This is a genomic window from Ureibacillus sp. FSL K6-2830, from assembly GCF_038004145.1.
Lineage (GTDB): Bacteria > Bacillota > Bacilli > Bacillales_A > Planococcaceae > Ureibacillus > Ureibacillus thermosphaericus.
Map to the genome: position 1 here is coordinate 1848379 of NZ_JBBOQR010000001.1, position 22375 is coordinate 1870753.

Consider the following 22375-nt stretch of genomic DNA (forward strand, 5'->3'; position numbering starts at 1 on the left):
TGTATTTGATTTTTATAGTTTTTCTCTTTATAATGATATTGTACTTGGTGATGAGAATCATTTTCATTAATGAGTACAGAAAAGAGAAAATTGGGGAGCAAAAATGAGACTATGGATGTTGATAGTAGCAGCAATCATCCTGTCATTCATTTCGCTATTCATTGGAGCAATCGATATAAAACCTACTGATTTACTAAACTGGGAATCACAAGAAACTCAAATATTTCTAATTAGTAGGGTTCCTCGATTACTTGCCATTATTTTAGCGGGTGCAGGAATGAGTATTGCTGGTTTAATTATGCAAAGTTTAAGTAGAAATAAGTTCGTATCACCTACGACAGCAGGTACTCTAGATGCAGCTAAGTTAGGGATCCTTATTTCAATTTTGTTATTCTCACAAGCTGCATATATGCAAAAAATAATTTTTAGCTTTGTGTTTGCATTTGCAGGTACGATTTTATTTATGCAAATTTTAGACCGCATCAAATTTAAAGATGTGATTTTCGTACCGTTAATCGGTATTATGTATGGAAATATTTTATCCTCCATTACGACGTTTTTTGCGTATGAAGGGGATTTGATTCAAAACATAAATACTTGGTTAATGGGTAGTTTTACACTCATTATTTCAGGACGTTATGAGCTGTTATATGTAAGTGTTCCTGCCATTATCTTGGCTTATTTATATGCGAATAAATTTACGGTTGCCGGAATGGGTGAAGACTTTGCAAAAAATTTAGGCTTAAGTTACAAAGCTGTGTTGAACCTCGGTTTAATTCTTGTGGCGACCATTTCTACGACCGTTGTTTTAACAGTCGGTGTAATACCTTTTCTAGGTTTGGTTGTTCCGAATATTGTGTCAATCTATATGGGGGACAACTTACGTAAAACGATTCCACATACAATTGTACTGGGAGTTGTTTTCTTATTAGTCTGCGACATTATTGGTCGAGTAGTGATTTATCCATACGAAATACCGGTCAATGTAACAGTTGCAGTAATTGGTAGTTTGCTCTTCTTAATTATGTTGTTTAGGGGGAGAGCATATGCGAAATAATGTTGTGAAATTAATAATATTAGCGATTATTGCAATCATTTGTATTTTATTTTATGGATTTTACGATATTAAAGGTGGATTCGATTATGCTTTCCCTCGACGTATGATGCGCGTTGGAGCAATGGTGATTACTGGTTTTGCAATCGCTTATTCAACGGTCATTTTCCAAACAATTACGCACAATCGAATATTAACACCATCGATTATGGGAATTGACTCCATGTACGAAGTGGTGCAAACCCTTATATTCTTCTTTGCAGGATCTGCATCAATCTGGGTAGTCAATCAATATTTAAACTTTTTCGCGGCGCTCGCCGCTATGATCATATTTGCTATTTTGTTATACCGTACATTATTTAGAGCAGACAAATATCCAATCTATTTGCTTTTATTAATCGGAATGATTATCGGAACATTCTTAGGTAGCTCCGTTTCATTCTTGCAAGTATTAATTGATCCAGTTGAATACTTGAGTTTACAAAACGTACTTTTCGCAAGCTTTATTAAAATTAAAGTTCAACTGTTACTTGTTGCAAGTATTATTTTAATCTCTGCCTTCATTATAGGTTTTAGAATGCTACATCAATTGGACGTTGCTACATTAGGCCGAGACAATGCTATAAATTTAGGTGTTAATTACGATCGTTTAGTGATGAATGTATTAATTTTAGCTTCAGTTCTTATTGCAACATCAACAGCATTAGTTGGTCCAATTACATTCTTTGGATTGATTGTTGCAAATCTATCCTATCAATTTTTTGTAACGTACAAGCATTCAGTTCTCATATTAGGAGCTGGTTTAATTGGTGTTATTGCGTTAGTCGGCGGGCAATTTATTGTTGAACATATTTTTGAAATGAAAACGACTTTAAGTGTCATTATTAATTTTATTGGTGGTATTTACTTTATATACTTATTACTAAAGGAAAGTAGGGCACAAGGATGATTGAAATTAAAGGGTTGACGAAAAAGTATGGTAATAAACCAGTTGTAAGTGATGTATCATTATCGATTCAACCAAAGGCTATTACTTCCTTTATTGGACCGAATGGTGCTGGTAAATCGACATTGTTGTCAATGGTTAGCAGGTTAATTGATGCTGATACTGGCGAAGTGTTATTGGACAAACAGAACGTAAAAAATTGGAAGTCTAATGAATTTGCTAAACGAGTTTCAATCCTTAGGCAATCAAACTTTCTTAACGTTCGATTAACTGTAAGGGAACTTGTGTCTTTTGGACGTTATCCATATTCAAGAGGAAGACTTACACCTGAAGATGAGCAATATGTGGACCAAGCGATTGAATACATGAATTTGAAGGGAATTGAAGATAAATTTTTAGATCAATTGTCTGGTGGGCAAAAACAACGAGCTTTTATTGCAATGGTTATTGCTCAAGATACTGAATATATTCTTCTAGACGAACCATTAAATAATTTGGATATGAAGCATTCTGTGCAAATTATGAAGATATTGCGCAAACTTGTTGATGAATTGAATAAAACGGTTGTAATTGTATTGCATGATATCAACTTTGCTTCAGTTTATTCAGATTATATTGTGGCATTAAAAGACGGTAAAGTTGTGAAAAATGGGCCGACAGAGGAGATTATTAACTCAGAATCTTTACGAGAAATTTATGATATGAATATTCCAGTGCAAGAACAAAATGGTTGCCGCATTTGCGTATATTTTAATTCTCATACGTAATCATAAGAATGATTTAGAAAAGCTTGTATGCTTTTCTAAATCATTTTAAAATGTAATATTTTTTAATCGTTTAATAAAAAATGTAAAAAAACTTATTGACGAACAATAAGCTAATAATTATAATTAGAGTCAGTTATTGATAATGATTATCAATATCAAAACATATTAAAATTATAAGGAATAGGAGAGAAAGTTATAATGAAGAACTGGAAATTATTCGCAGTTATTCTAACAATGCTTGTATTTGTTTTAGCTGCATGCGGTGGCAAAGAGGCAGAACAAAATACGGGCTCAAATACAGATGAAGGAAATACACAGGGACAAGCTCAAGAAGATGGCCGATTCCCAATGACAATTACATCTACAATTTCAGAAAGCAAAAACGAAGAAACTGGTGCAACTACTGTATTTGAAGATGTTGTTTTAGAAAAAATGCCTGAAAAAATTGTTGTATTTGACTATGGTTTCCTAGATACACTTGATGCTCTCGGTGTTGAAGGAATTGTTGGTGTTGCAAAAGATGGTACATTACCAGAACATCTTTCTAAATTTGCTGCTGACGAATATGCAAGTGTTGGTTCATTAAAAAGCCCATTACTTGAAGATATTGCTGAATTACAACCAGACGTAATCTTCATTTCTGGTCGTCAAGCAACTTTCTATGACCAATTAAAAGAGATTACTCCAAACGTAATTTTCGTTGGTACTTCTCAAGATGATTACTGGAACACATTCTTAAAATCAGTAGATATTGCAGCACAAATTTTCGATAAAGAAGAAGAAGCGAAAGAATTTTTAGCGAAATTCGATTCAAAACTTGAAGAAATTAAACAATTAGCAAGCCAATACAAAACTTCATTAGTTACAATGTATAACGAAGGTAAATTATCTGGCTTTGCTACAAATTCACGATTCGGTTATGTATATGATATTTATGGATTTACTCCAGTAACTGAAGATATCGAAGCTTCATCTCACGGTTCAAACTTTGGTTTCGAAGCGATTTTAGAATTCGATCCAGAAGTATTATTTGTAGTTGACCGTACTGCAGCTGTAGGTGGACAATCAAACATCGAAGCTGACATGGAAAACGCAATTATCCAAAAAACACAAGCTTATAAAAACGGTAAAATCGTATACTTAGATGGTGCGCTTTGGTATTTAAGCGGTGGAGGCTTACAATCTGAACTTGCGAAAATTGATGAAATTTTAAATGAATTAAAATAATAAATCGTTTGTCCAGTCATGGTCACCCAATACATCTTTGGGTGATCATTTTTTTGTCTGTTAACATTGATTTTGCAAATGTGATGAAATGAATCCATTATTACTGTTATTATTGTATAATATACTTTCGACTGAATAACATCTAAATTGCACAATATGTTAATAAGTAAATTTATTGTTATTATTAAGCTTTCATAAGGGTGATTTTTAATATTTTAAGGTGGAGAAGTTGATGAATAATCGTGTATTACTTTACATTAGTGGACTGTTTCATTTATTCCCTTTATTATTTTACGCTATACTAATGACACTTCTACTATCGTTTCATTTGATCAAAACATGGAATTATTATTAAAAGGTAATAAGTTTTTCAGCTTTTTCCACTATTTTGGTGAAATTTCACTAATAGATTTAATCGCTATTATTGTATTATTCATTTTATGGTTAAAGTTCAAAAATTACAGAGGAATGCTTTTTGTGATTCTTACGATTCCGATTGGCCGATTGATCAATCATTTCGTAAAAGAATGGGTAGCACGTCCACGACCAGAAATAGCAGATCAAATGGCATCGTATAGCTTTCCATCTGGTCATGCTATGATGGGGTTATTGTATTTATTCACCATAGCTTATTTATTGTCTGAATTTACAAAAAATCATAAAAGTAAGTTGTGGTATTGGATTGGAGGATTGGTGTTAGCTATATTGACAGGATTAGCAAGAGTGGCGGAGAAAAATCATTTTGCAACAGATGTAATGGCTGGAGTTTAGGATTTACATGGTTTTGTATTGGTATTTTTTTGTCTGAAAGTATTAAACGCTGATATAGCGTTTATTTTTTTGAAATAAGTTTTCTAAATCCACAAAATATAGATAAGGTAAAAAAAGTTGCACGAAGGAAAGTTCTGCGTATATAATAATATTAGGATATTAAAAGAAAGGATGTTCGAATGAGTAACATCATATTAGCATTTAGTCTGACCTTATTTGCAGGGTTAGCAACTGGACTTGGTGCGCTTATAGCATTTTTTACCGAGAGAACGAATAAAAAGTTTTTATCTGCTGCTTTAGGTTTTTCAGCTGGCGTAATGATATATGTATCATTAATTGAAATTTTTTTTAAAGCGAAAGATGCATTAACGGTTGCTTTAGGAGAGTCGAAAGGGTATTGGATGACGGTGATCGGATTTTTTGGAGGAATGCTATTTATCGCTATGATAGATAAGTTGATTCCGAAAAAAACAAATCCTCATGAAGTAAAAACAGTAGAGGATGTTATGCAAGCAGAATTATCACCTAAGGAATTAGATGAAGCTAATTTAATGAAGGTAGGAATATTTACGGCACTTGCTATCGGTATTCATAATTTTCCTGAAGGGATTGCGACTTTTATGTCAGCAATACACGATCCGAGTGTGGGAATTGCTATTGCCATTGCCATTGCTATCCATAATATACCTGAAGGGATTGCTGTAGCTATACCGATATTTTATGCAACTGGTAAGAAGAAGAAAGCTTTTAAACTTTCCTTTTTTTCAGGACTTGCAGAGCCGATTGGTGCACTCGTTGCCTTTTTAATATTGATGCCGTTTCTAAATGACATTATGTTTGGAATAATTTTTGCAGCAGTTGCAGGAATTATGGTGTTTATTTCTCTTGATGAACTATTGCCAGCTGCGAAAAAATATGATGAGACCCACTCATCTATATACGGGGTGGTTGTGGGAATGGCGGTAATGGCGATAAGTTTAATTTTGTTGTCATAAAAGTATAACAGGAGTTGTTCTGAAGTAGGGAACTTTCGAACAACTCCTGTTTTATTATGCTTTAGAAACGCTTGATATTTCTTCAACATAAACGCCACATTGATCTGGTTTTGTCAGAATGATTTTATGTGTCGGGAATAATTCCTCCATTTTTGCAACAAATTGTTGACCTATGGAATTTGGAATTATTGAAATCATTGTTGGTCCAGCACCACTTAATGCAGTACCATACGCTCCAGCTTTTTTTGCTTCCTTGCGAATTTCATGGTAATAAGGGATAAGTTCTGCACGGAATGGCTCATGGAATAAATCAGATTCCATATATTTTCCGATGCGTTCATAATCCTTTAATACTAATGCTGCTGCGAGCATATTTGCACCAGCACTTGCTTGGACGGCATATGGTCTTTGGAATGTTTTTGGCAACACATCTCTTGCTTCAGAAGTTTTTAACTTTACATTCGGAATAAATAATACAAATGATGCTTCAAGGTCATGGATGTGAATTGTATCAACATTGCCTGCTTCATCCATTGTTGAAATGGTTAATCCACCTAATACAGAAGCAGTGGCATTGTCTGGATGGCCTTCAAACTGTGAAGATAGATTTAATTTATCTTGCACAGATAATTGAAGGTCACAAAGGAGGTTTGCAATTTCAATTCCTGCTACAATTGCTGCTGCACTACTGCCAATTCCTCGAGCAAAAGGCAGTTCACTTGTGATTTCGATACGACAGCTAGGCATTTCTCTATTATATTGTTTTGCAGTTTCATGAGCAATTTTATAAATTAAGTGATCTTTTATTTCAAATTTTTTAGGTAATCCTTCTGATAAATGGACAATTTCCCATTCGTCTTGAGGAGAAACAGTTAACTTTAAATAAAGTGATAGGCTAAGCCCTATAGAATCAAATCCCGGGCCTAAATTTGCAGTGCTTCCTGGAACTGTAACTTGCCATTTTTTACTCATACTAAACCCTCAATGTAGTTTCGAATTTCTTCCATGTTATTTTTCAAAGAAACGACTTCCACAGTCGATACATTCATAGCAGTATCAGGGTCTTTTAGCCCGTTCCCCGTAAATACAGTGACCACTGTACTACCTTTTTCAATTTTTCCGTTATTTACGGATTTGACTACACCAGCAAGGGAAGCAGCTGAACCTGGTTCGACAAAAATTCCTTCACTTTTTGCGATTTCTTTATATGCAGCAATGATTTCTTCATCAGTAACGGAGTCGATTATTCCATTTGATTCATCGCGAGCCGCTTCAGCGAATTTCCAACTCGCAGGATTACCAATGCGAATAGCTGTCGCAACTGTTTCAGGATTGTCTATTGGTTGACCTTTTACAATGGCTGCTGCTCCTTCCGCTTCGAAGCCATACATTTTAGGTAAACCACTGTTTTTTGCTTCATTATATTCTTTAAAGCCTTTCCAATAGGCAGTGATGTTACCTGCGTTACCAACAGGAATACATAAATAATCAGGGGCTTTTCCTAAAGCATCGACAATTTCAAAGGCAGCAGTTTTTTGTCCTTCGATACGGTACGGATTGACAGAGTTTACGAGCGTTACTTTTCCTTCTTCACCAATTTTACGAACGATTGAAAGAGCATCATCGAAATTTCCATCAATTTCAATGATTTTTGCACCATACATACAAGCTTGTGCTAATTTCCCAAGAGCGACTTTTCCTTTTGGAATAACGACAATGGATTGAATACCTGCGCGAGCAGCATAAGCGCTAGCAGCAGCAGATGTATTACCAGTAGATGCGCAAATAACACATTTTGCTCCTTCTTCCACAGCTTTTGCTACTGCAACGACCATTCCACGATCTTTGAAAGAGCCAGTAGGATTTAATCCTTCATATTTTCCGTATAATTCTATGCCTAGTTTTTTAGATAAATTTGCTAAATAAATTAAAGGAGTATTTCCTTCATTCAAAGTTAATGTAGGTGTTTTTTCTGTCACAGGTAAAAATTCTTTATATTCTTCGATAAGACCTTTCCACATAGTAATATCTCCTTTTGTTTTCGCTAGATGAACATCTGTTTTTATATAAAAGACATTTTAGCGCACAATAATAGTATATTTCAATAGAAAACGAAAAATTTAAAATATTATATACACAAATTATTTTATCATTTTTATTAAACAATAAGATAAATAATTACAAAAATCACTACCGTCGCATAAATGATGTCTGAATTTTCAGTTTTATTTTTTCTGGACTTTAGAGAAAAAACGAAAACACCTAAGCGAGGGTAGTAAACATCCATTTTTTTACTATAACCTATGACTTGTGCAACAACGACTGGCAAACCTTTATGGGACGCCGTTTCCTTCGATTTTTCGTAACCAAATGTGAGCCGATTTCCATAAAGATGCCTTTAGATAACGACTAATTTGTAAATAACTTCGGTCACTATTTACGTTCAGCTGTGCTAATACATTTAAACAATACACAATCATCGCAACGTACACTTGGTTGTGGACGGCTTGTTCACTGTGACCGTAGAATTTTTTAATGTTCAGGTGCTGCTTCATCCATTTGAAGAACAGTTCAATCGCCCAGCGTGACTTGTAGATTTCAGCGATTTCAACTGCACTTAAATCTAAACGATTTGTCAGTAAATGAAGCTCATTTCCTTTTGTGTCATGCAATTTGAGTAAGCGAAACACGTTTTCAGAACGATTTTGTGGTGTTCCAATGACAACCATTTCATCAGAGAATACGGGTGAATCTTCTGGTAACGAAAAGGATTCTAACACTCGGACAACAGCGTTTTTACGCAAACGGGTCACAAAGAAATAGCCATCTTCCGTCATTTGATCAAAGCGCCCATAATCCAAGTAACCACGATCAAACACGTACATGCATTCTTTGTCATCCACGAATACTTCTAGTTGACCACGATCATGTTCGTTGGCATTCGTGAGTACGGCTTTATCTGGATAGGAGAGTCCTTTTTCCATAAAAACAAGTCGTAAGTGAAGCTTTACTCCTGATTTTGTTTTTCGAAACTCTGCCCACTTATGATTGGTCAAATTAAGCGGTAATGTACTCGAATCAATGATTTTCAAAGGCGTTGTCAGCTTTCTTCGCTTTTGAAAATGTGTTTTCTCATGAATTTGAGCCACTAAATCAAGAAAAATCGATTGAAAGAAAACCGTTGGAATGGCGTTGATTCGTCTCCCTAACTGTGAAAAACTAATCGATTCCAATCCCGTTGCTCGTTGTAATTCTTCTAAAAAGACAGCGTCACTCAACGCCCGTAAACTCTCGGTTTCATGGAGTTGGGCATACAAAAGCAGTTTCATAAATGAAGCCATATAAAGCTTCTTGGTATAGTGATTTAATTGATGTGTTTTCACTAGGTCGTCAAATAATGGACGATTAATCGGTGAAAACCATTGTTCAAATGATGTTTTTCGTGTAGACTTATCCATGCGATTGTCCTTTATTTTGGATTTGGATGGTTTACTACCACCCAACCATTATAAAGGATTTTTTTTTGTTTGGATTATATTTCAGAAAATTCGGTTTGTTTGAAGGTGTTAAATTATTTTAATGCGACGCTAGTGTACAAAAATAAATTAAATATAATACTTGCTAATAATAGTGAATGGGTTTAATGTAATAGTATCATCTAAATTGTAAAGACAGGTGAAATAACAGATGGATAATAAGTTGTTGCAATCCAAGAAAACCCGGACCATCTCTCGCAATAAATTGTTGGGGGTTGCTGGTGTCGGATGGTTATTCGATGCAATGGATGTCGGAATACTTTCATTTATTATTGCAGCGCTAGCGGTAGATTGGGGTCTTTCCTCCAATGAAATGGGCTGGATTGGAAGTGTCAATTCTATTGGGATGGCCGTAGGAGCTTTTCTATTCGGATTGATGGCAGATAAAATAGGAAGAAAAACCATTTTTATTGTAACACTATTGGTTTTCTCCATTGCAAGTGGTATATCGGCATTTACAACGACATTAGCTGCGTTTTTAATTTTACGATTTATTATTGGTATGGGACTTGGTGGTGAACTTCCTGTTGCTTCTACATTGGTTTCAGAAAGTGTACCAGCTAAAGAACGTGGCCGGGTAGTTGTATTGTTAGAAAGTTTTTGGGCATTTGGATGGTTGTTAGCTGCAATCATTGCTTACTTTGTTATTCCAAGTGATATATGGCCAATTGCCGGTTGGAGAGTGGCATTAATCATAACAGCTATACCAGCATTATACGCGGTATTTATTCGTTTGCATTTACCTGACTCTCCTCAATTTGCCGCAAAACCTGAGGCGAAAAAACGCACTATTTTTCAAAATATTAGTGGTGTATGGTCAAAAAAATATGCGAAGTCTACCCTTATGCTTTGGGTTCTGTGGTTTTCCGTTGTGTTTTCTTACTATGGAATGTTTTTATGGCTTCCAAGTGTTATGGTAGGAAAAGGATTCAGCTTAATCTCTAGTTTTAAATATGTCTTGATTATGACCCTAGCTCAACTGCCAGGTTATTTTACTGCTGCATGGTTTGTAGAAAAGATTGGGCGAAAATTTGTATTAGTTACTTATTTATTAGGAACAGCTGCAAGTGCATATGTATTTGGACAAGCAGAATCCATTACAGTGCTTTTAATTTCAGGTATTCTTTTATCCTTCTTTAACTTAGGTGCTTGGGGAGCTTTGTATGCTTATACACCGGAACAATATCCATTAGTAATTCGTGGAACTGGCGCAGGGATGGCAGCAGCAATTGGACGGATTGGAGGCATTTTTGGTCCTTTGCTTGTAGGGTGGTTGCGTACGGCAGGATTTGATTTCGGATTTATTTTTGCTGTATTTTGCATTTCGATTGTAATTGGAGTAGCGGCAGTTGTTTTTTTAGGAAAAGAAACAAAACAAATAGAACTAGAGTAAATTTCATGAAGGAAGCTTTTCGAGAACAAAAAGCTTCCTTCATAAATTTGACAATTTAATGAATATTTGCATAGTTACTCTTAAAAATTTTTCTGAAAACTCATTGTATTCACTTATTATACATGCTAACCTACTCTTTATAATATTGCATACATTATAGTAATTTCATGAAGGAGGAATTCATTAAGAAAATGGGCTTTTGTGATGAAGTGAAGAAACGCTTTATCCGACTTTCAAGGGGACAACGTAAAGTAGCGCAATTTGTTATAGAAAATCCGAATGTAGTCGCTACTCATATTGCCTCTGAAGTAGGAAAAATTATCGGTGTAAGTGAGTCAACAGTGATTCGGTTTTGTTATGCAATGGATTTATCTGGCTATAGTGAACTGCAAGATAGAATTCGAAAGGATTTATTAGAATCGAAACATGTTTCGGCTGGCGAACAATTATCCATTGGAAAAAAACATGAATATTTATTCAGTGAAATAATGAATCGGGATGTAACAAGTATTTTAAATACAATACAATGCATTGATGCAGAAAGCTTTGAAAAAGCCACAATTTATTTACATGAAGCAGGGATCATTTATACGTTGGGTTATAGACAGTGTGCTCCATCTACATGTTATTTAACTTCAATGTTAGAAAATTTCGGAAAAAAGGTTACTCAAATCAAATTTAATGTTGAAGATATTGTAAATCAAATAAATAGAATGGATACAGATTCAGTATTGTTTGTAATCGCTTTAGATTCGGTAGTAGAAGATATATTAACAATTGTTAAATTAGCGAAAAATAAAAAGGTCAAAATTATTGCTATAACAAATTCTTCCATATCCCCTGTACGTGATTATGCAAATATCAGTTTTGTTGCAGGGGCTCAAAAACAAATTGCTTTCGAAGCAAATACCGCAGCTAATTCCCTTGTACACGCTCTCGTCGAAGGTATGACTCTACATAATAGAAATTATTATAAAAAGTTTTTAAATTTAAATGCTCAATTAGATGATCGTCTCCATTTTTTAGAAAAAAGAACGTTAACAATGAAATAGTGATACTTAAATATTCGTAAAACTTTGAATTTTTCAAAAACTTTTTTGTTTTTCATAAATTTTATGTTATATGTTACGTTTTTCTATTATAAGGAAGTTATGATAAAATAGACACGGACTATACACAAATTTAGGAGGAACTATTTGAATGAGCAAAGTAGTAGTTTTCGGACATAAAAACCCTGATACAGATTCGATTACATCCGCAATCGTTTATGCTTATTTAAAACAGCAACTCGGAGTAGATGCAGAAGCGGTAAGACTTGGTGAAATTAATAATGAAACAAAATATGCTTTAGAAAAGTTCGGTTTCGAGCCACCAAGACTTATTTCAAATGTTGCAGAAGAAACTGGTGTAGTTATTTTAGTTGACCACAATGAGCGCCAACAATCTGCAGACGGAATTGAAAACGTAAAAATTTTAGAAGTTATTGACCATCACCGTATTGCAAATTTTGAAACAGCTGATCCGTTATATTATCGCGCAGAACCAGTTGGATGTACGGCAACGATTTTAAATAAAATCTTCAAAGAAAAAAATGTTGAAATTCCTTCAAACATTGCTGGATTAATGCTTTCTGCCATCATTTCTGATACGCTTTTATTCAAATCTCCTACTTGCACGGAAGAAGATGTACAAGCAGGTAAAGAGTTGGCTGAAATTGCAGGAGTGAATGCGGAAGAATACGGTCTTTCGATGCTAAAGGCTGGTGCGGATCTTTCAGATAAATCTTTAGAAGATTTACTTTCTTTAGATGCGAAAGAATTTACGTTTGGTACAGTGAAATCCGTTGTTGCTCAAGTGAACGCAGTTGATGTGAATGATGTGTTAAACCGTAAAGAAGAATTAGTAAGTTTACTGAATAAGAATGTTGAAGAAAAAGGTTTAAACTTATTCTTCTTCTTTATTACTGATATTTTAAACAACGATTCCGTAGCGATAGTTGCAGGAAATGCTGCTCTAGATGCAGCAAAAGCATTCGGTAAGGAATTAGTGGATAACCAATTCGATTTACCAGGAGTAGTTTCACGTAAAAAACAAGTAGTTCCTGTGTTAACAGATGCATTAAGTTAAAAAAAGACGGTGTTCAAGGAAATCCTTGACACCATTTTTTATTCCAATGATAGTGGATATACTGCTGGACCTTCAATGACGTTACCCAACTTATCGAATCGTGAACCATGGCAAGGGCAATCCCAAGTTTCATCCGCTTCATTCCATTGTGTTTTACAACCTAAATGGGTGCATTTTGGAGCTTCTATTCGCATTAAATATCCTTCTGCGAGATTCGATACTGTAAAGCCAATTTCCTTTAACATTCGCATAAAAGTTTTCCCGAACATATTTCTCGAAGGACTATAAAGATATTGGGCAGGGTGCTGTCCCTCAGTAATTTGTGTTGAAATAATTTCACCTGCAACAAGCGAGTTGGAAAGCCCCCATTTCCGATAACCAGTAGCAATATATATACTCGGTTCACTTTCTGAAATGCGACCTACGTATGGAATATAATCAGCCGTATTTGGATCTTGAGCACTCCATAAATATTCAGGTTTAGGCAAATCGAAAGTAGACATAAGCTCTTTTTCTAACATGTCATAATAAAATTGTGTGTTTTGAACAGCACCTGCAACATGGGAGCTGCCGCCGAAAATAAAGTATGGTTGATGATTAATTAAAGCTGTTCGAATTGTTCGAGAAGATTGATCGGTAGATAAATATTGCCCTTTCAATATCTCCGAAGTTTTCGTTGCCATTAAATAAGAACGGTCAATGGATAATTTTGCAATTTGCAGCCCCTTTATCGCCTCGATTGGATAATGGGTTGCAAGCACTATGGATTTGAAGTTTACTTCAAAATGATTCTCCGTTAAAAGGCGATTTTCATCAATAATTAATTTTGTTACCCTTGTATTTACAAATAGTTTTGCTCCCGCTTTTAATGCTAATTTTGCAAAATGATTCGTAAATTTCATCGGATGGATTTGATAGGTATTTTCCATTTTTAATGCAGTGATCACATCAAAAGGCAGTTCAGTATCAGTTGTTTCGATTCCTTGTATACCTATTTTCTTGTAAGCCTCTATTTCTTTCTGGATTTTTTCCGCACCCTGTTCTGTTGTTGCATATAAATAAGAATCAACTCGTTGGAATGTATCCGCTATTGCATCATGAAGTGCGTTTTCAATAGCCGTTGCATTGGCATCATAATAGGTGCGCACTTCTTCTTCATTAAAAGTGTTTAGTAATAAATCATAAACTGCACCATGTTGGGGAGTTAGTTTTCCCGTAGAGTGACCTGTTGTACCATACGCAACAGAAGATTTCGCTTCTAGCAAAACAACATCTATCCCTTTGTTTGCAAGAAGATAGGCAGTATAGACCCCCGTTAATCCACCGCCAACTATACATACATCGCAGTTCAGGGAAGTGGATAATGATGTTAAAGATAAAGGGGTTACATTATGTAACCAAAGCGAATTCTGCATGAAAATCCCCCTAAAAATGTGTTTTTTACGAGTATGTAAAAAAAATCATTACATTATTCAGTAGGAGCATATATTTTGTTGTTTTAAGATGATACAAGTAAAATAGCGAAAAAGGAGGAAAAGAAATGAAAGTAGAAGTTTGGTCAGATTTCGTTTGTCCATTTTGTTATATCGGAAAGAAGCAGTTGGAGAAAGCAATTCAAGATACAGGGTATATTGGACAAGTGGAAGTAGAATTAAAAAGCTTTTTATTAGATCCTACAACATTAGAAGATTCGGATGAGTCCATTTATGAGCATCTATCAAAAAAATATGGGATGCCGATTGATGAAGTAAAGAAAATGACAAACAGTGTTGTACAGCGGGCGAATGAAGTAGGACTTCAATATAATTTTGATGAACTAAAAACAGCAAATACTTTAAAGGCTCATCGATTGTCAAAATGGGCTTATTCAAAAGGAAAAGGTATAGAGTTCAGTGAACGGGTATTCCATGCGTATTTCATTGAAGGGAAAGCTATTGGAAAAGAAGATGTGTTAATCAAATTGGCAGAAGAAGTTGGACTTGAGAGTAAAGAAGTAGAAGAAATATTGAAGAGCAATCGATTTTCTGAAGAAGTCGAAAAAGATATTCAACAAGCTCAAATGTACGGTATTCGGGGTGTTCCATTTTTTGTATTTGAAAACAAATATGCAATCTCAGGAGCACAACCTCAAGAGTTATTTAATCAGACAGTAAAGAAAGTAGCTGAAGAAAAAGGATTAAAACCATCATTACAAATGCTCGGCGGAGACGGAGATATTTGCTCGGACGGACATTGCGATATTTAATTTCAGTCAAAAGTATGAGTGTTATTTGCTTGATAAAATGAATCCCCCCTTTTATACTTGATTTTGTGAATCTTGAATTTGAGATGTTTTAAATTAAAGAAAGGGAGCATATATACATCATGAAAAATGTGTTAGTAATTAAAGCAAATAACCGTCCAGACGGGATTTCAACAAAAATGTTTGAAACATATATTGAAGAAGCGAAGAAAATTGAAAATATTAATCTAAAAATATACGATGTTTTCGAAGAAGATATGCCATATTTCGGTCAACAATTATTCGATGCATTGGCAAAACAAAATGAAGGTAAAGAATTGACGGAATCAGAGTCTCGTTTACTAGCTGCGAAGAAAAAAGCGATGGATTTAGTAAAAGAAGCAGAAGTAATCGTTGTTGCTTTCCCATTATGGAATTTAACAATTCCTGCACCTTTACACACATTCATTGACTATATTTATCAAGCAGGATTTATGTTTAAATATAATGAAAAAGGGCAACTAGTACAGTTATTAACAGATAAAAAATTCGTCATTTTGAACGCACGAGGTGGATATTACTCATCACCAGAAGCTCAACCGATGGAAATGAGTGTAAATTATATTAAAAATGTTCTTGGTAATATTGCGGGAATGGAGCTTCTTGATGAAGTGATTATTGAAGGCCATAACGCTGAACCAAATCGAGCAAATGAAATAATTGAAGCAGGTTTAGAACAAGTAAAAGCTTCTGTTCAAAAACTAGTACCAGTAGTAGTTTAATAGAAAAAGTGGTGCCTGGAGTGATTTCAAGGCACCCCTTTATTGCATATAAATGTATGGACGCTTCAATATGAATTTATTAAAAATGGTTATCTAATCCACTATGTTTCTTAAATAGATTTAGATTTATAAAACACTATAGTATTGGATAAATTTCAAATTCCGCATTAACATCTACTAATTCTCCAATTAGAAGTCCTCCAGATTCTAACCTTGCATTATAAGTTAAGTTAAAATCCTTTCTGTTGATTTTCGCTGCTGCTGAAAATCCATACGTATCTTGTCCCCAAGGGCTTTTAACATGTCCTTTATAAGTCGTTTCAAAGATCACAGGTTTTGTTACTTCTTTTATTGTCATATCACCATGTATGTAAAATTTATTATGATCGATTTGTTCTATGCTTGTTACGTTATAAGTGATTTTTGGATATTTATCCGCATAAAAAAAATCGTTTGAAGTTAAATGTTGATCTCTCAATAAATCGTTTGTTGAAATACTGGCTACATCAATTTCTATACTAATGTTTGCATTTGTTAAATCCTCAATTGAATCTGCTTCGATTTCCGCATGATAAGAATTAAAATGGCCTATTACATTTGCTATCATCATATGTTTTACAGAAAAAGTGATGGAAGAGTGGGAAAAATCTACAGCAAACTTTTTCATTTTTTCACCTGCTTTCAACATTCTTATTTTCATAATAGTTTATTATAATGTTAGAGACAATACTTGGAAGTAATATTTATAGTCTAAACTTTTATAACTAATGAAAAACATGGTACACTTATCGAGGAAAGATTTATGTTTTGAAAAGTTGGAAAATAATCGTAAAATTCTTGCAATTAAAGCATATATTTGCTTGTCAAAAAGTATACAATTACAGATACAAGGTTTAATACAGGAAAGGAATATGCTTTTATGACAATTGAACAATGGGTTAAGGATTTATCTGGGGTTACAAATAAAGAAAATATAAAAATAAACGAATCGTTAAAAAAATATACAATGACAAAACTTGGAGGAAATGCTGATATATTAGTCATGCCGGAGACGGAAGAGGAAGTTGAGGCAATTGTACAGTATACGTATAGCCATCAAATTCCGTTGTTAATTTTAGGAAATGGTTCTAACATGATTGTTCGTGACGGTGGCGTTCGTGGAATTGTGATGAATTTATCGAAACTCAATCAAATAAAAATTGAAGGAACCGAAGTGTACGCACAAAGTGGAGCACTTATTATGGATGTTTCCAAAAAAGCAGCAGAAGCAAGTTTAACAGGCTTAGAATTTGCTTGCGGAATTCCAGGTTCAGTAGGTGGAGCAATGGCGATGAACGCCGGTGCTTACGGTGGAGAAATCAATGACATCATCGTTCATTCCACAGTACTAACTAAGGAAGGAAAGCGTCTTGTATTATCAAAAGAAGAATTAGAATTAGGTTATCGAAAAAGCATTATAGCTCAGAAGAACTATATTGTGCTTTCATCATTATTCCGACTAGAAAAAGGTAATAAAGAAGAAATTGATGCAAAAATTGCAGATTTGACTTATAAACGACAATCTAAACAGCCGTTAGAATATCCTTCAGCAGGAAGCGTATTTAAACGCCCACCAGGTTATTTTGCTGGAAAATTAATTCAAGATTGCGGTCTTCAAGGAAAAGGGATTGGCGGAGCAGAAGTTTCTACAAAACATGCCGGGTTTATTATTAATAAAGGAAACGCAACTGCGACGGATTATATAGAAACAATCAAAATGGTCCAAAAAGTTGTAAAAGAAAAATTTGGTGTTGAGCTAGAACTTGAAGTGAAAATTGTTGGAGAAGATTAATGTCCAAGATAAATCATTGGAAATTTCCCAATTGAATCTTTATTATTCATAGGGAGGCAGCAACCTTCATTAAAAAGGTTGCTTCTCCCTTATTTTGTTTTTCTTTAAATTTTTCATACGTAGTAGGTGGGAAAGTGAAATTTATTTCGTGGAATGTTAATGGAATACGAGCTTGTTTAAAGAAAGGGTTTTTAGACTACTTTAATAGAATGGATGCAGATTTTTTTTGTATTCAAGAAACGAAATGTCAAGTGGGACAAGTAGAGCTGCCGCTAAAAGGATATTATCAGTATTGGAACTATGCAGAGAAAAAGGGATATTCAGGAACAGCAGTTTTTACGAAGTATAAACCTCTCTCAGTAAAATATGGAGTCGGAGAAATGGATTCTGAATCAGAAGGCAGAATTATTACATTAGAATACGATTCATTTTATTTAGTAAATGTGTATACACCAAATTCACAGAGGGATTTAGCAAGATTGGATAAACGATTGCAATGGGAAGATGATTTATTCGATTATTTGAAAGCGTTAGATTGTAAGAAGCCTGTTATTTATTGTGGAGATTTAAATGTCGCTCATCAAGAAATTGATTTAAAAAATGCCAAATCCAATATCGGAAATTCTGGATTTACCTTTGAAGAAAGGGAAAAAATGACAAGATTATTATCAGAAGGTTTTACTGATACGTTTCGATATTTATATCCAAACCGAACAGATGCATATACTTGGTGGTCCTATATGAATAAAGTAAGAGAACGGAATATTGGATGGCGTATCGATTATTTTATCGTTTCAGATTTGATTGTCGATGCGATCATAAATAGTGAAATACATTCTGAAATTTTAGGAAGTGACCACTGTCCAATTATTTTGGAATTAAATGAAAATTTATTAGTTCGTAAATAATAGGAAATTATTAATAATAAATAGTCCTACTAAAGATATAACATCAAGGGGGATGTAAAAATGTTAATAAAAATAGCAAATTTTGAAACAATTCTACAAGATGAAATTGTATTTATAGGGATTTCTATGAAAAAAATAACTTGATACTATTGAGTATTTAGTCCTATCCGTTTATAGTATTACTTAATAAAAGTGAACGGAGGGAAACAAATGTATGTCACAACTTAGATTAGTAAATGTAATGGAAGAGATAGTAAGCGGACTTGTTCGTTATTTTTTACGAAGTGTGGAATATCAAACATTCTGTAATTGTGAAGAATGCGAATTAAATATAGTGGCAAATGTGTTAAATAATTTGCCTACATATTATGTAGTTTCTTTAAATGCTCGAGAAGAAGCGTTTAAAGAATTAAAGGACTCAAGAAATATAGAAAACATTAATAAGGAAATCATACGTGCCATTCATGCTGTGGGCAAAAGAAGTGGCCATGTAGAGTAATGATGTCCAAAAAGTTGAAAACTAAACTTTTTGGACATTTTTGTTTGATTCTTTTGCCGTTAAAAGTTACATTTTTTAGTTACATTGTAGTAAACTGAATATGATAGACGAAAGTGAGGGGTCGTGTTATGCCAACACCTAGTATGGAAGATCATATCGAACAAATATATTTATTAATTGAAACAAAAGGATATGCCCGGGTGTCTGACATAGCTGAAGCTTTATCGGTTTTACCTTCCTCCGTAACAAAAATGGTGCAGAAACTAGATAAAGACGGTTATTTGGTATATGAAAAATACAGAGGGTTAACACTTACACCAAAGGGAGAAAAGCTTGGGAAGCGACTTGTTAAACGACATGAACTTCTTGAGCAATTTTTAAGACTCATTGGTGTTGATGAAGATAAGATTTATGAAGATGTGGAAGGGATTGAACATCATTTAAGTTGGAATTCAATCGATCGCATCGCAGATTTAGTTCAATTGTTAGAAGAAGATGAGGAAATTGTAAAAAAGCTTGAAAAAATGAAACAACAACCATAATTTATTGGCGGAAGGGAAGCAATAATGAAAGATTTAAAAGCTGGTCAAGTAGTAGAGCTAACAGTCCTAGAGAAAGCTGGTTCAAGGTGGATACTGACAAATGGTGAACTAGAAATCCCACTTAATAGTTCTGAAGCAGCTACCCCTCTCACAGTAGGAGATCGTATAAAGGTATTTTTATATGCGAATCGCCGTGGGGAGTTATTAGCGACAACAATGGTACCGCATATTATTCAAGGAGAATATGGATGGGCAAAGGTATTAAAAATCTCGAATGAAGGTGCTGTTGTAGATATCGGCTCAACTCGGGAAGCCCTTGTGAAAGCAGAAGATTTACCAAAAATTCGTTCTTTATGGCCTAAGGCAGGAGATCATTTATTTATTACGTTGTATACAAATCGAAAGGGCGAATTGTTTGGGCGTCTCATAACAGAAGAAAAGGTAAGTGAGTTGTACGAAGAGGCTTCTGAAAAATTGTTTAATAAAAATATAATGGCTCGAGCTTATCGGCTATTGCCAGTAGGTTCGTTTTTATTAGGTATAGATTATCCTTATCGAATATTTGTACACCATAGTGAAATGGAATCTGAACCAAGGCTAGGGCAAGACGTAGAAGTTCGGATTATTGCTGTCAAGGAAGATGGAACAATGAATGGTTCCATGCTACCTCGCAGTCACGAAAGACTCAGCAATGATGCTGAGAAGATTTATGAGTACCTACAAAGTGTAGGAGGAAAGATGCCTTTTAGCGATAAGTCGACTCCGGAAGAGATTTATGCAATGTTTGATATGAGTAAAGGTGCATTTAAACGAGCTTTAGGTGTGCTCATGAAACAAAAAAAAGTAAAACAAGAAGATGGTTGGACAGAAATCATTTAATGCTTCTATGAATAGACACAAAAGGACAGTACAGAAACCTTTTGTGTTTTTTATTCGTACTAATTATTAGCAAACCTGAAAGCTGGGTTTGAAAGGAGAATGATGAATGAAGAAATGGATGTCGATTATTGCTGCGGTATTATTAGGGTTCATAACGCTAATACCCGGACAAGCATTTGCAGCACCTAAAGCGATTAATGAAAAACTTGGTGTTCCAATTGTTGTATATGGAGCCAATCTTTCTGAATCCGAAAAAGAAATGATACGGGAAGTATTAAGAGTAGATGAAGAACAAGAAGTAGATGAAATCATCGTTTCGGGTCAAGACTTAGTAAAATACATTAGTAATAGTAATCCAAATGCTCGCATGTATTCTTCAGCCAAAATTACTCGTGAAGAGGATGGGAAAGGTCTTACTGTCAGCATCGTAACGCCGGAAAATATAACAGAAGTGACATCTGAAATGTATGCGAATGCCATGTTGACGGCGGGCCTAGAAGATGCAATGGTGGAAGTAGCCGCTCCAAAGCCAGTAACGGGACATTCAGCCCTTGTTGGAATTTACAAAGCATATGAAGTAAAAACAGGAGAAACATTAGATATTGAAAGAACAGATGTTGCAAACGAAGAATTATATGTCGCAACAGAACTTGCTGATAACACAAATATTAGCGATGAACAAGTTGCGCAGTTATTAACGGAGATTAAAAAGCAAATTGCTGAAATCGATCCACAAACGAGAGAAGAAGTGGAGCAAATTGTAACTGATCAATTATCAAAATTACAAATTGAGCTAAGTGATGCCGATAGACAAATGTTGATTGATTTAATGGACCGAATTCGACAGCTGGATATTGATTTTTCAAAATGGGCTGATCAATTGTCAAACATCAGTTCAAAGATTGAAGAAAAGTTTGGAAATCTTCTGCATGATGAAGGATTTTGGGAAAAAGTGAAAAACTTCTTTAGCAAATTAATCGAAACAATTTCCTCATGGTTCTCTTCTTCTGAAGAACAGGAAGCAAACTAAATTACAATGCATGTTCCCTATGATATACTAATTCAAAAAGGGGTGGAATGTTTATGGAATTCAAACTTGTTGAAAGAGGGACGAACTACTTTGCTTTTGAGTATGAAAAAGATGGGAAAATGTTAGCGGAAATTACGTGGAATCAGCATGATGGAGTAATGGATATGACGCATACCTTCGTTTCGCCAGAGCTTCGCGGGCAAGGTGTCGCGAAAAAATTATTAGAACGGGCAGTGGAATATGCGAGGGAACATCAATATAAAATGAATCCTATATGCTCATACGTCGTGAATGAGTTTCGTAGCGGTGTATATGATGATGTAAAAGCGTAAAAGATAAGTGACATAAGAACATTATGTTTTTATGTCACTTTTTTATTGTCAGTAAGAAAAGAAAATGAAAGGAGTTATTTCCATGGCAAAAGGGAAAGGTGTTGTATTGACTGCATTTGTAGCAGGTGTAGCAGCATTTCTCAGCAAAAAAGAAAATCGAGATAAAACGAAGAAGATGATAAAAAATATGAGGACAACATTTTCGAAGGAAACGGACTTTGGTGAAAAGCGTTATAGCAAAAATAATCATAATGATTTAAAAGAAATTGCTGAAACGGCTGCAGATGATACTGAAACAAAAATTAGAGAAAACAATATGATTGCAGAAAGTGGACTACAAACGGCGGTTATTTATTATAACGAAAACAATCAAGAAGTTAGATAACTATTTTAGTGCAAGGTTGGGATAACGAACTCAAAAGAAAAATGGTCGTAGTAGCGACGAGAATTGTGGAAACTTATTTTGACTACCACAGGAGCAAATCATAAATAATTTGAGGATGTCTAGAATATTTTCGGCTTTCTAGACACCCCC

The 22375-nt window shown here is 34.5% G+C and carries 24 protein-coding genes; 19 read left to right on the top strand and 5 right to left on the bottom strand.

All coding sequences use genetic code 11. The features are described from left to right. Nucleotides 1–103: 103 nt before the first annotated feature. From NSU17_RS09055 to zupT, 6 genes are all read left to right on the top strand, one after another. The gene (locus NSU17_RS09055) at nt 104–1057 is read left to right on the top strand and encodes an ABC transporter permease (RefSeq protein WP_096549821.1); all 954 of its coding nucleotides are present in this window, start codon (nt 104–106) and stop codon (nt 1055–1057) included. Then, nucleotides 1047–2003, top strand: a complete 957-nt coding sequence (locus tag NSU17_RS09060) for an iron chelate uptake ABC transporter family permease subunit (protein WP_096549820.1) — start codon at nt 1047–1049, stop codon at nt 2001–2003. Before NSU17_RS09055 ends, NSU17_RS09060 begins: the two co-directional genes overlap by 11 nt. Continuing rightward, nucleotides 2000–2767, top strand: a complete 768-nt coding sequence (locus tag NSU17_RS09065) for an iron ABC transporter ATP-binding protein (protein WP_096549819.1) — start codon at nt 2000–2002, stop codon at nt 2765–2767. The genes NSU17_RS09060 and NSU17_RS09065 overlap by 4 nt, the downstream gene beginning before the upstream one ends. A gap of 198 nt (nt 2768–2965) precedes the next feature. Continuing rightward, a complete protein-coding gene (locus NSU17_RS09070) occupies nt 2966–3994 on the top strand; it encodes a siderophore ABC transporter substrate-binding protein (RefSeq protein WP_340704827.1) in 1029 nt (342 codons plus the stop codon). Between the two features lie 477 nt (nt 3995–4471). Continuing rightward, entirely contained in the window at nt 4472–4765 is a 294-nt protein-coding gene (locus NSU17_RS09075) for a phosphatase PAP2 family protein (RefSeq protein ID WP_340704828.1), read from the top strand. Nucleotides 4766–4944: 179 nt separating this feature from the next. Continuing rightward, nucleotides 4945–5760, top strand: a complete 816-nt coding sequence (gene zupT / locus NSU17_RS09080; protein ID WP_340704829.1) for a zinc transporter ZupT — start codon at nt 4945–4947, stop codon at nt 5758–5760. Between the two features lie 54 nt (nt 5761–5814). Here the strand turns inward: zupT and thrB are convergent, their stop codons facing one another. The 3 genes from thrB to NSU17_RS09095 all read right to left on the bottom strand — a co-directional run bounded on the left by thrB (nt 5815) and on the right by NSU17_RS09095 (nt 9218). Further along, nucleotides 5815–6732 carry a homoserine kinase gene (gene thrB, locus NSU17_RS09085; RefSeq protein ID WP_340704830.1) on the bottom strand — a complete coding sequence of 306 codons (918 nt, stop codon included), beginning with the start codon at nt 6730–6732 and terminating at the stop codon, nt 5815–5817. Continuing rightward, nucleotides 6729–7781 (bottom strand): threonine synthase, encoded by a 1053-nt coding sequence (gene thrC / locus NSU17_RS09090; protein WP_340704831.1) that lies wholly within the window; start codon nt 7779–7781, stop codon nt 6729–6731. Before thrC ends, thrB begins: the two co-directional genes overlap by 4 nt. A gap of 312 nt (nt 7782–8093) precedes the next feature. Then, nucleotides 8094–9218 (bottom strand): IS4 family transposase, encoded by a 1125-nt coding sequence (locus NSU17_RS09095; protein WP_340704487.1) that lies wholly within the window; start codon nt 9216–9218, stop codon nt 8094–8096. A gap of 229 nt (nt 9219–9447) precedes the next feature. Here NSU17_RS09095 and NSU17_RS09100 point away from each other — a divergent pair, with 229 nt between their 5' ends. The 3 genes from NSU17_RS09100 (at nt 9448) to NSU17_RS09110 (ending at nt 12816) form a co-directional block, all read left to right on the top strand. Further along, complete coding sequence (locus NSU17_RS09100; RefSeq protein WP_340704832.1) at nt 9448–10689, top strand: MFS transporter; 1242 nt, start codon at nt 9448–9450, stop codon at nt 10687–10689. A gap of 191 nt (nt 10690–10880) precedes the next feature. After that, a complete protein-coding gene (locus tag NSU17_RS09105) occupies nt 10881–11741 on the top strand; it encodes a MurR/RpiR family transcriptional regulator (RefSeq protein WP_340704833.1) in 861 nt (286 codons plus the stop codon). Between the two features lie 148 nt (nt 11742–11889). After that, nucleotides 11890–12816, top strand: a complete 927-nt coding sequence (locus tag NSU17_RS09110; protein WP_096549811.1) for a manganese-dependent inorganic pyrophosphatase — start codon at nt 11890–11892, stop codon at nt 12814–12816. 38 nt (nt 12817–12854) lie between these two features. On the opposite strand, the gene NSU17_RS09115 is transcribed toward NSU17_RS09110, so the two are convergent. Further along, nucleotides 12855–14231 (bottom strand): FAD-dependent oxidoreductase, encoded by a 1377-nt coding sequence (locus NSU17_RS09115; protein ID WP_340704834.1) that lies wholly within the window; start codon nt 14229–14231, stop codon nt 12855–12857. 125 nt (nt 14232–14356) lie between these two features. Here NSU17_RS09115 and NSU17_RS09120 point away from each other — a divergent pair, with 125 nt between their 5' ends. Both NSU17_RS09120 and NSU17_RS09125 read left to right on the top strand, forming a co-directional pair. Then, nucleotides 14357–15061 carry a DsbA family oxidoreductase gene (locus NSU17_RS09120; protein WP_340704835.1) on the top strand — a complete coding sequence of 235 codons (705 nt, stop codon included), beginning with the start codon at nt 14357–14359 and terminating at the stop codon, nt 15059–15061. A 119-nt stretch (nt 15062–15180) separates the two neighbouring features. Then, entirely contained in the window at nt 15181–15819 is a 639-nt protein-coding gene (locus tag NSU17_RS09125; RefSeq protein ID WP_340704836.1) for an FMN-dependent NADH-azoreductase, read from the top strand. Between the two features lie 136 nt (nt 15820–15955). Here NSU17_RS09125 and NSU17_RS09130 read toward each other — a convergent pair whose 3' ends face one another. After that, entirely contained in the window at nt 15956–16486 is a 531-nt protein-coding gene (locus NSU17_RS09130) for a YceI family protein (RefSeq protein WP_340432474.1), read from the bottom strand. A gap of 252 nt (nt 16487–16738) precedes the next feature. On the opposite strand from NSU17_RS09130, the gene murB reads away from it, so the two are divergent. The 8 genes from murB to NSU17_RS09170 all read left to right on the top strand — a co-directional run bounded on the left by murB (nt 16739) and on the right by NSU17_RS09170 (nt 22225). Further along, nucleotides 16739–17650, top strand: a complete 912-nt coding sequence (gene murB, locus NSU17_RS09135; RefSeq protein WP_340704837.1) for a UDP-N-acetylmuramate dehydrogenase — start codon at nt 16739–16741, stop codon at nt 17648–17650. A gap of 134 nt (nt 17651–17784) precedes the next feature. Continuing rightward, nucleotides 17785–18558, top strand: a complete 774-nt coding sequence (locus NSU17_RS09140; protein ID WP_340704838.1) for an exodeoxyribonuclease III — start codon at nt 17785–17787, stop codon at nt 18556–18558. Nucleotides 18559–18772: 214 nt separating this feature from the next. Beyond that, on the top strand, nt 18773–19057 hold the full coding sequence (locus tag NSU17_RS09145; protein WP_096549807.1) for a late competence development ComFB family protein: 285 nt from the start codon (nt 18773–18775) through the stop codon (nt 19055–19057). Nucleotides 19058–19185: 128 nt separating this feature from the next. Continuing rightward, nucleotides 19186–19599, top strand: a complete 414-nt coding sequence (gene mntR / locus NSU17_RS09150) for a transcriptional regulator MntR (RefSeq protein WP_016838335.1) — start codon at nt 19186–19188, stop codon at nt 19597–19599. Between the two features lie 24 nt (nt 19600–19623). After that, on the top strand, nt 19624–20478 hold the full coding sequence (locus NSU17_RS09155) for a CvfB family protein (RefSeq protein WP_340704839.1): 855 nt from the start codon (nt 19624–19626) through the stop codon (nt 20476–20478). Nucleotides 20479–20584: 106 nt separating this feature from the next. Next, nucleotides 20585–21508 (top strand): DUF1002 domain-containing protein, encoded by a 924-nt coding sequence (locus NSU17_RS09160; RefSeq protein WP_340704840.1) that lies wholly within the window; start codon nt 20585–20587, stop codon nt 21506–21508. Nucleotides 21509–21561: 53 nt separating this feature from the next. Continuing rightward, nucleotides 21562–21840, top strand: coding sequence for a GNAT family N-acetyltransferase (locus NSU17_RS09165; RefSeq protein ID WP_096549804.1), 279 nt, complete (start codon nt 21562–21564; stop codon nt 21838–21840). Nucleotides 21841–21922: 82 nt separating this feature from the next. Continuing rightward, on the top strand, nt 21923–22225 hold the full coding sequence (locus NSU17_RS09170) for a hypothetical protein (RefSeq protein ID WP_340704841.1): 303 nt from the start codon (nt 21923–21925) through the stop codon (nt 22223–22225). Nucleotides 22226–22375: the final 150 nt, after the last annotated feature.

Bases quoted from the DNA above. Each gene is read 5' to 3' on its own strand.
- NSU17_RS09115 (WP_340704834.1), bottom strand. From the start codon at position 14,231: ATGCAGAATTCGCTTTGGTTACATAATGTAACCCCTTTATCTTTAACA.
- NSU17_RS09105 (WP_340704833.1), top strand. From the start codon at position 10,881: ATGGGCTTTTGTGATGAAGTGAAGAAACGCTTTATCCGACTTTCAAGG.
- NSU17_RS09100 (WP_340704832.1), top strand. From the start codon at position 9,448: ATGGATAATAAGTTGTTGCAATCCAAGAAAACCCGGACCATCTCTCGC.
- NSU17_RS09065 (WP_096549819.1), top strand. From the start codon at position 2,000: ATGATTGAAATTAAAGGGTTGACGAAAAAGTATGGTAATAAACCAGTT.
- mntR (WP_016838335.1), top strand. From the start codon at position 19,186: ATGCCAACACCTAGTATGGAAGATCATATCGAACAAATATATTTATTA.
- NSU17_RS09170 (WP_340704841.1), top strand. From the start codon at position 21,923: ATGGCAAAAGGGAAAGGTGTTGTATTGACTGCATTTGTAGCAGGTGTA.
- NSU17_RS09070 (WP_340704827.1), top strand. From the start codon at position 2,966: ATGAAGAACTGGAAATTATTCGCAGTTATTCTAACAATGCTTGTATTT.
- NSU17_RS09095 (WP_340704487.1), bottom strand. From the start codon at position 9,218: ATGGATAAGTCTACACGAAAAACATCATTTGAACAATGGTTTTCACCG.
- murB (WP_340704837.1), top strand. From the start codon at position 16,739: ATGACAATTGAACAATGGGTTAAGGATTTATCTGGGGTTACAAATAAA.
- NSU17_RS09155 (WP_340704839.1), top strand. From the start codon at position 19,624: ATGAAAGATTTAAAAGCTGGTCAAGTAGTAGAGCTAACAGTCCTAGAG.
- NSU17_RS09060 (WP_096549820.1), top strand. From the start codon at position 1,047: ATGCGAAATAATGTTGTGAAATTAATAATATTAGCGATTATTGCAATC.
- NSU17_RS09110 (WP_096549811.1), top strand. From the start codon at position 11,890: ATGAGCAAAGTAGTAGTTTTCGGACATAAAAACCCTGATACAGATTCG.
- thrB (WP_340704830.1), bottom strand. From the start codon at position 6,732: ATGAGTAAAAAATGGCAAGTTACAGTTCCAGGAAGCACTGCAAATTTA.
- NSU17_RS09160 (WP_340704840.1), top strand. From the start codon at position 20,585: ATGAAGAAATGGATGTCGATTATTGCTGCGGTATTATTAGGGTTCATA.
- NSU17_RS09145 (WP_096549807.1), top strand. From the start codon at position 18,773: ATGTCACAACTTAGATTAGTAAATGTAATGGAAGAGATAGTAAGCGGA.
- NSU17_RS09125 (WP_340704836.1), top strand. From the start codon at position 15,181: ATGAAAAATGTGTTAGTAATTAAAGCAAATAACCGTCCAGACGGGATT.
- NSU17_RS09165 (WP_096549804.1), top strand. From the start codon at position 21,562: ATGGAATTCAAACTTGTTGAAAGAGGGACGAACTACTTTGCTTTTGAG.
- zupT (WP_340704829.1), top strand. From the start codon at position 4,945: ATGAGTAACATCATATTAGCATTTAGTCTGACCTTATTTGCAGGGTTA.
- thrC (WP_340704831.1), bottom strand. From the start codon at position 7,781: ATGTGGAAAGGTCTTATCGAAGAATATAAAGAATTTTTACCTGTGACA.
- NSU17_RS09055 (WP_096549821.1), top strand. From the start codon at position 104: ATGAGACTATGGATGTTGATAGTAGCAGCAATCATCCTGTCATTCATT.
- NSU17_RS09120 (WP_340704835.1), top strand. From the start codon at position 14,357: ATGAAAGTAGAAGTTTGGTCAGATTTCGTTTGTCCATTTTGTTATATC.
- NSU17_RS09130 (WP_340432474.1), bottom strand. From the start codon at position 16,486: ATGAAAAAGTTTGCTGTAGATTTTTCCCACTCTTCCATCACTTTTTCT.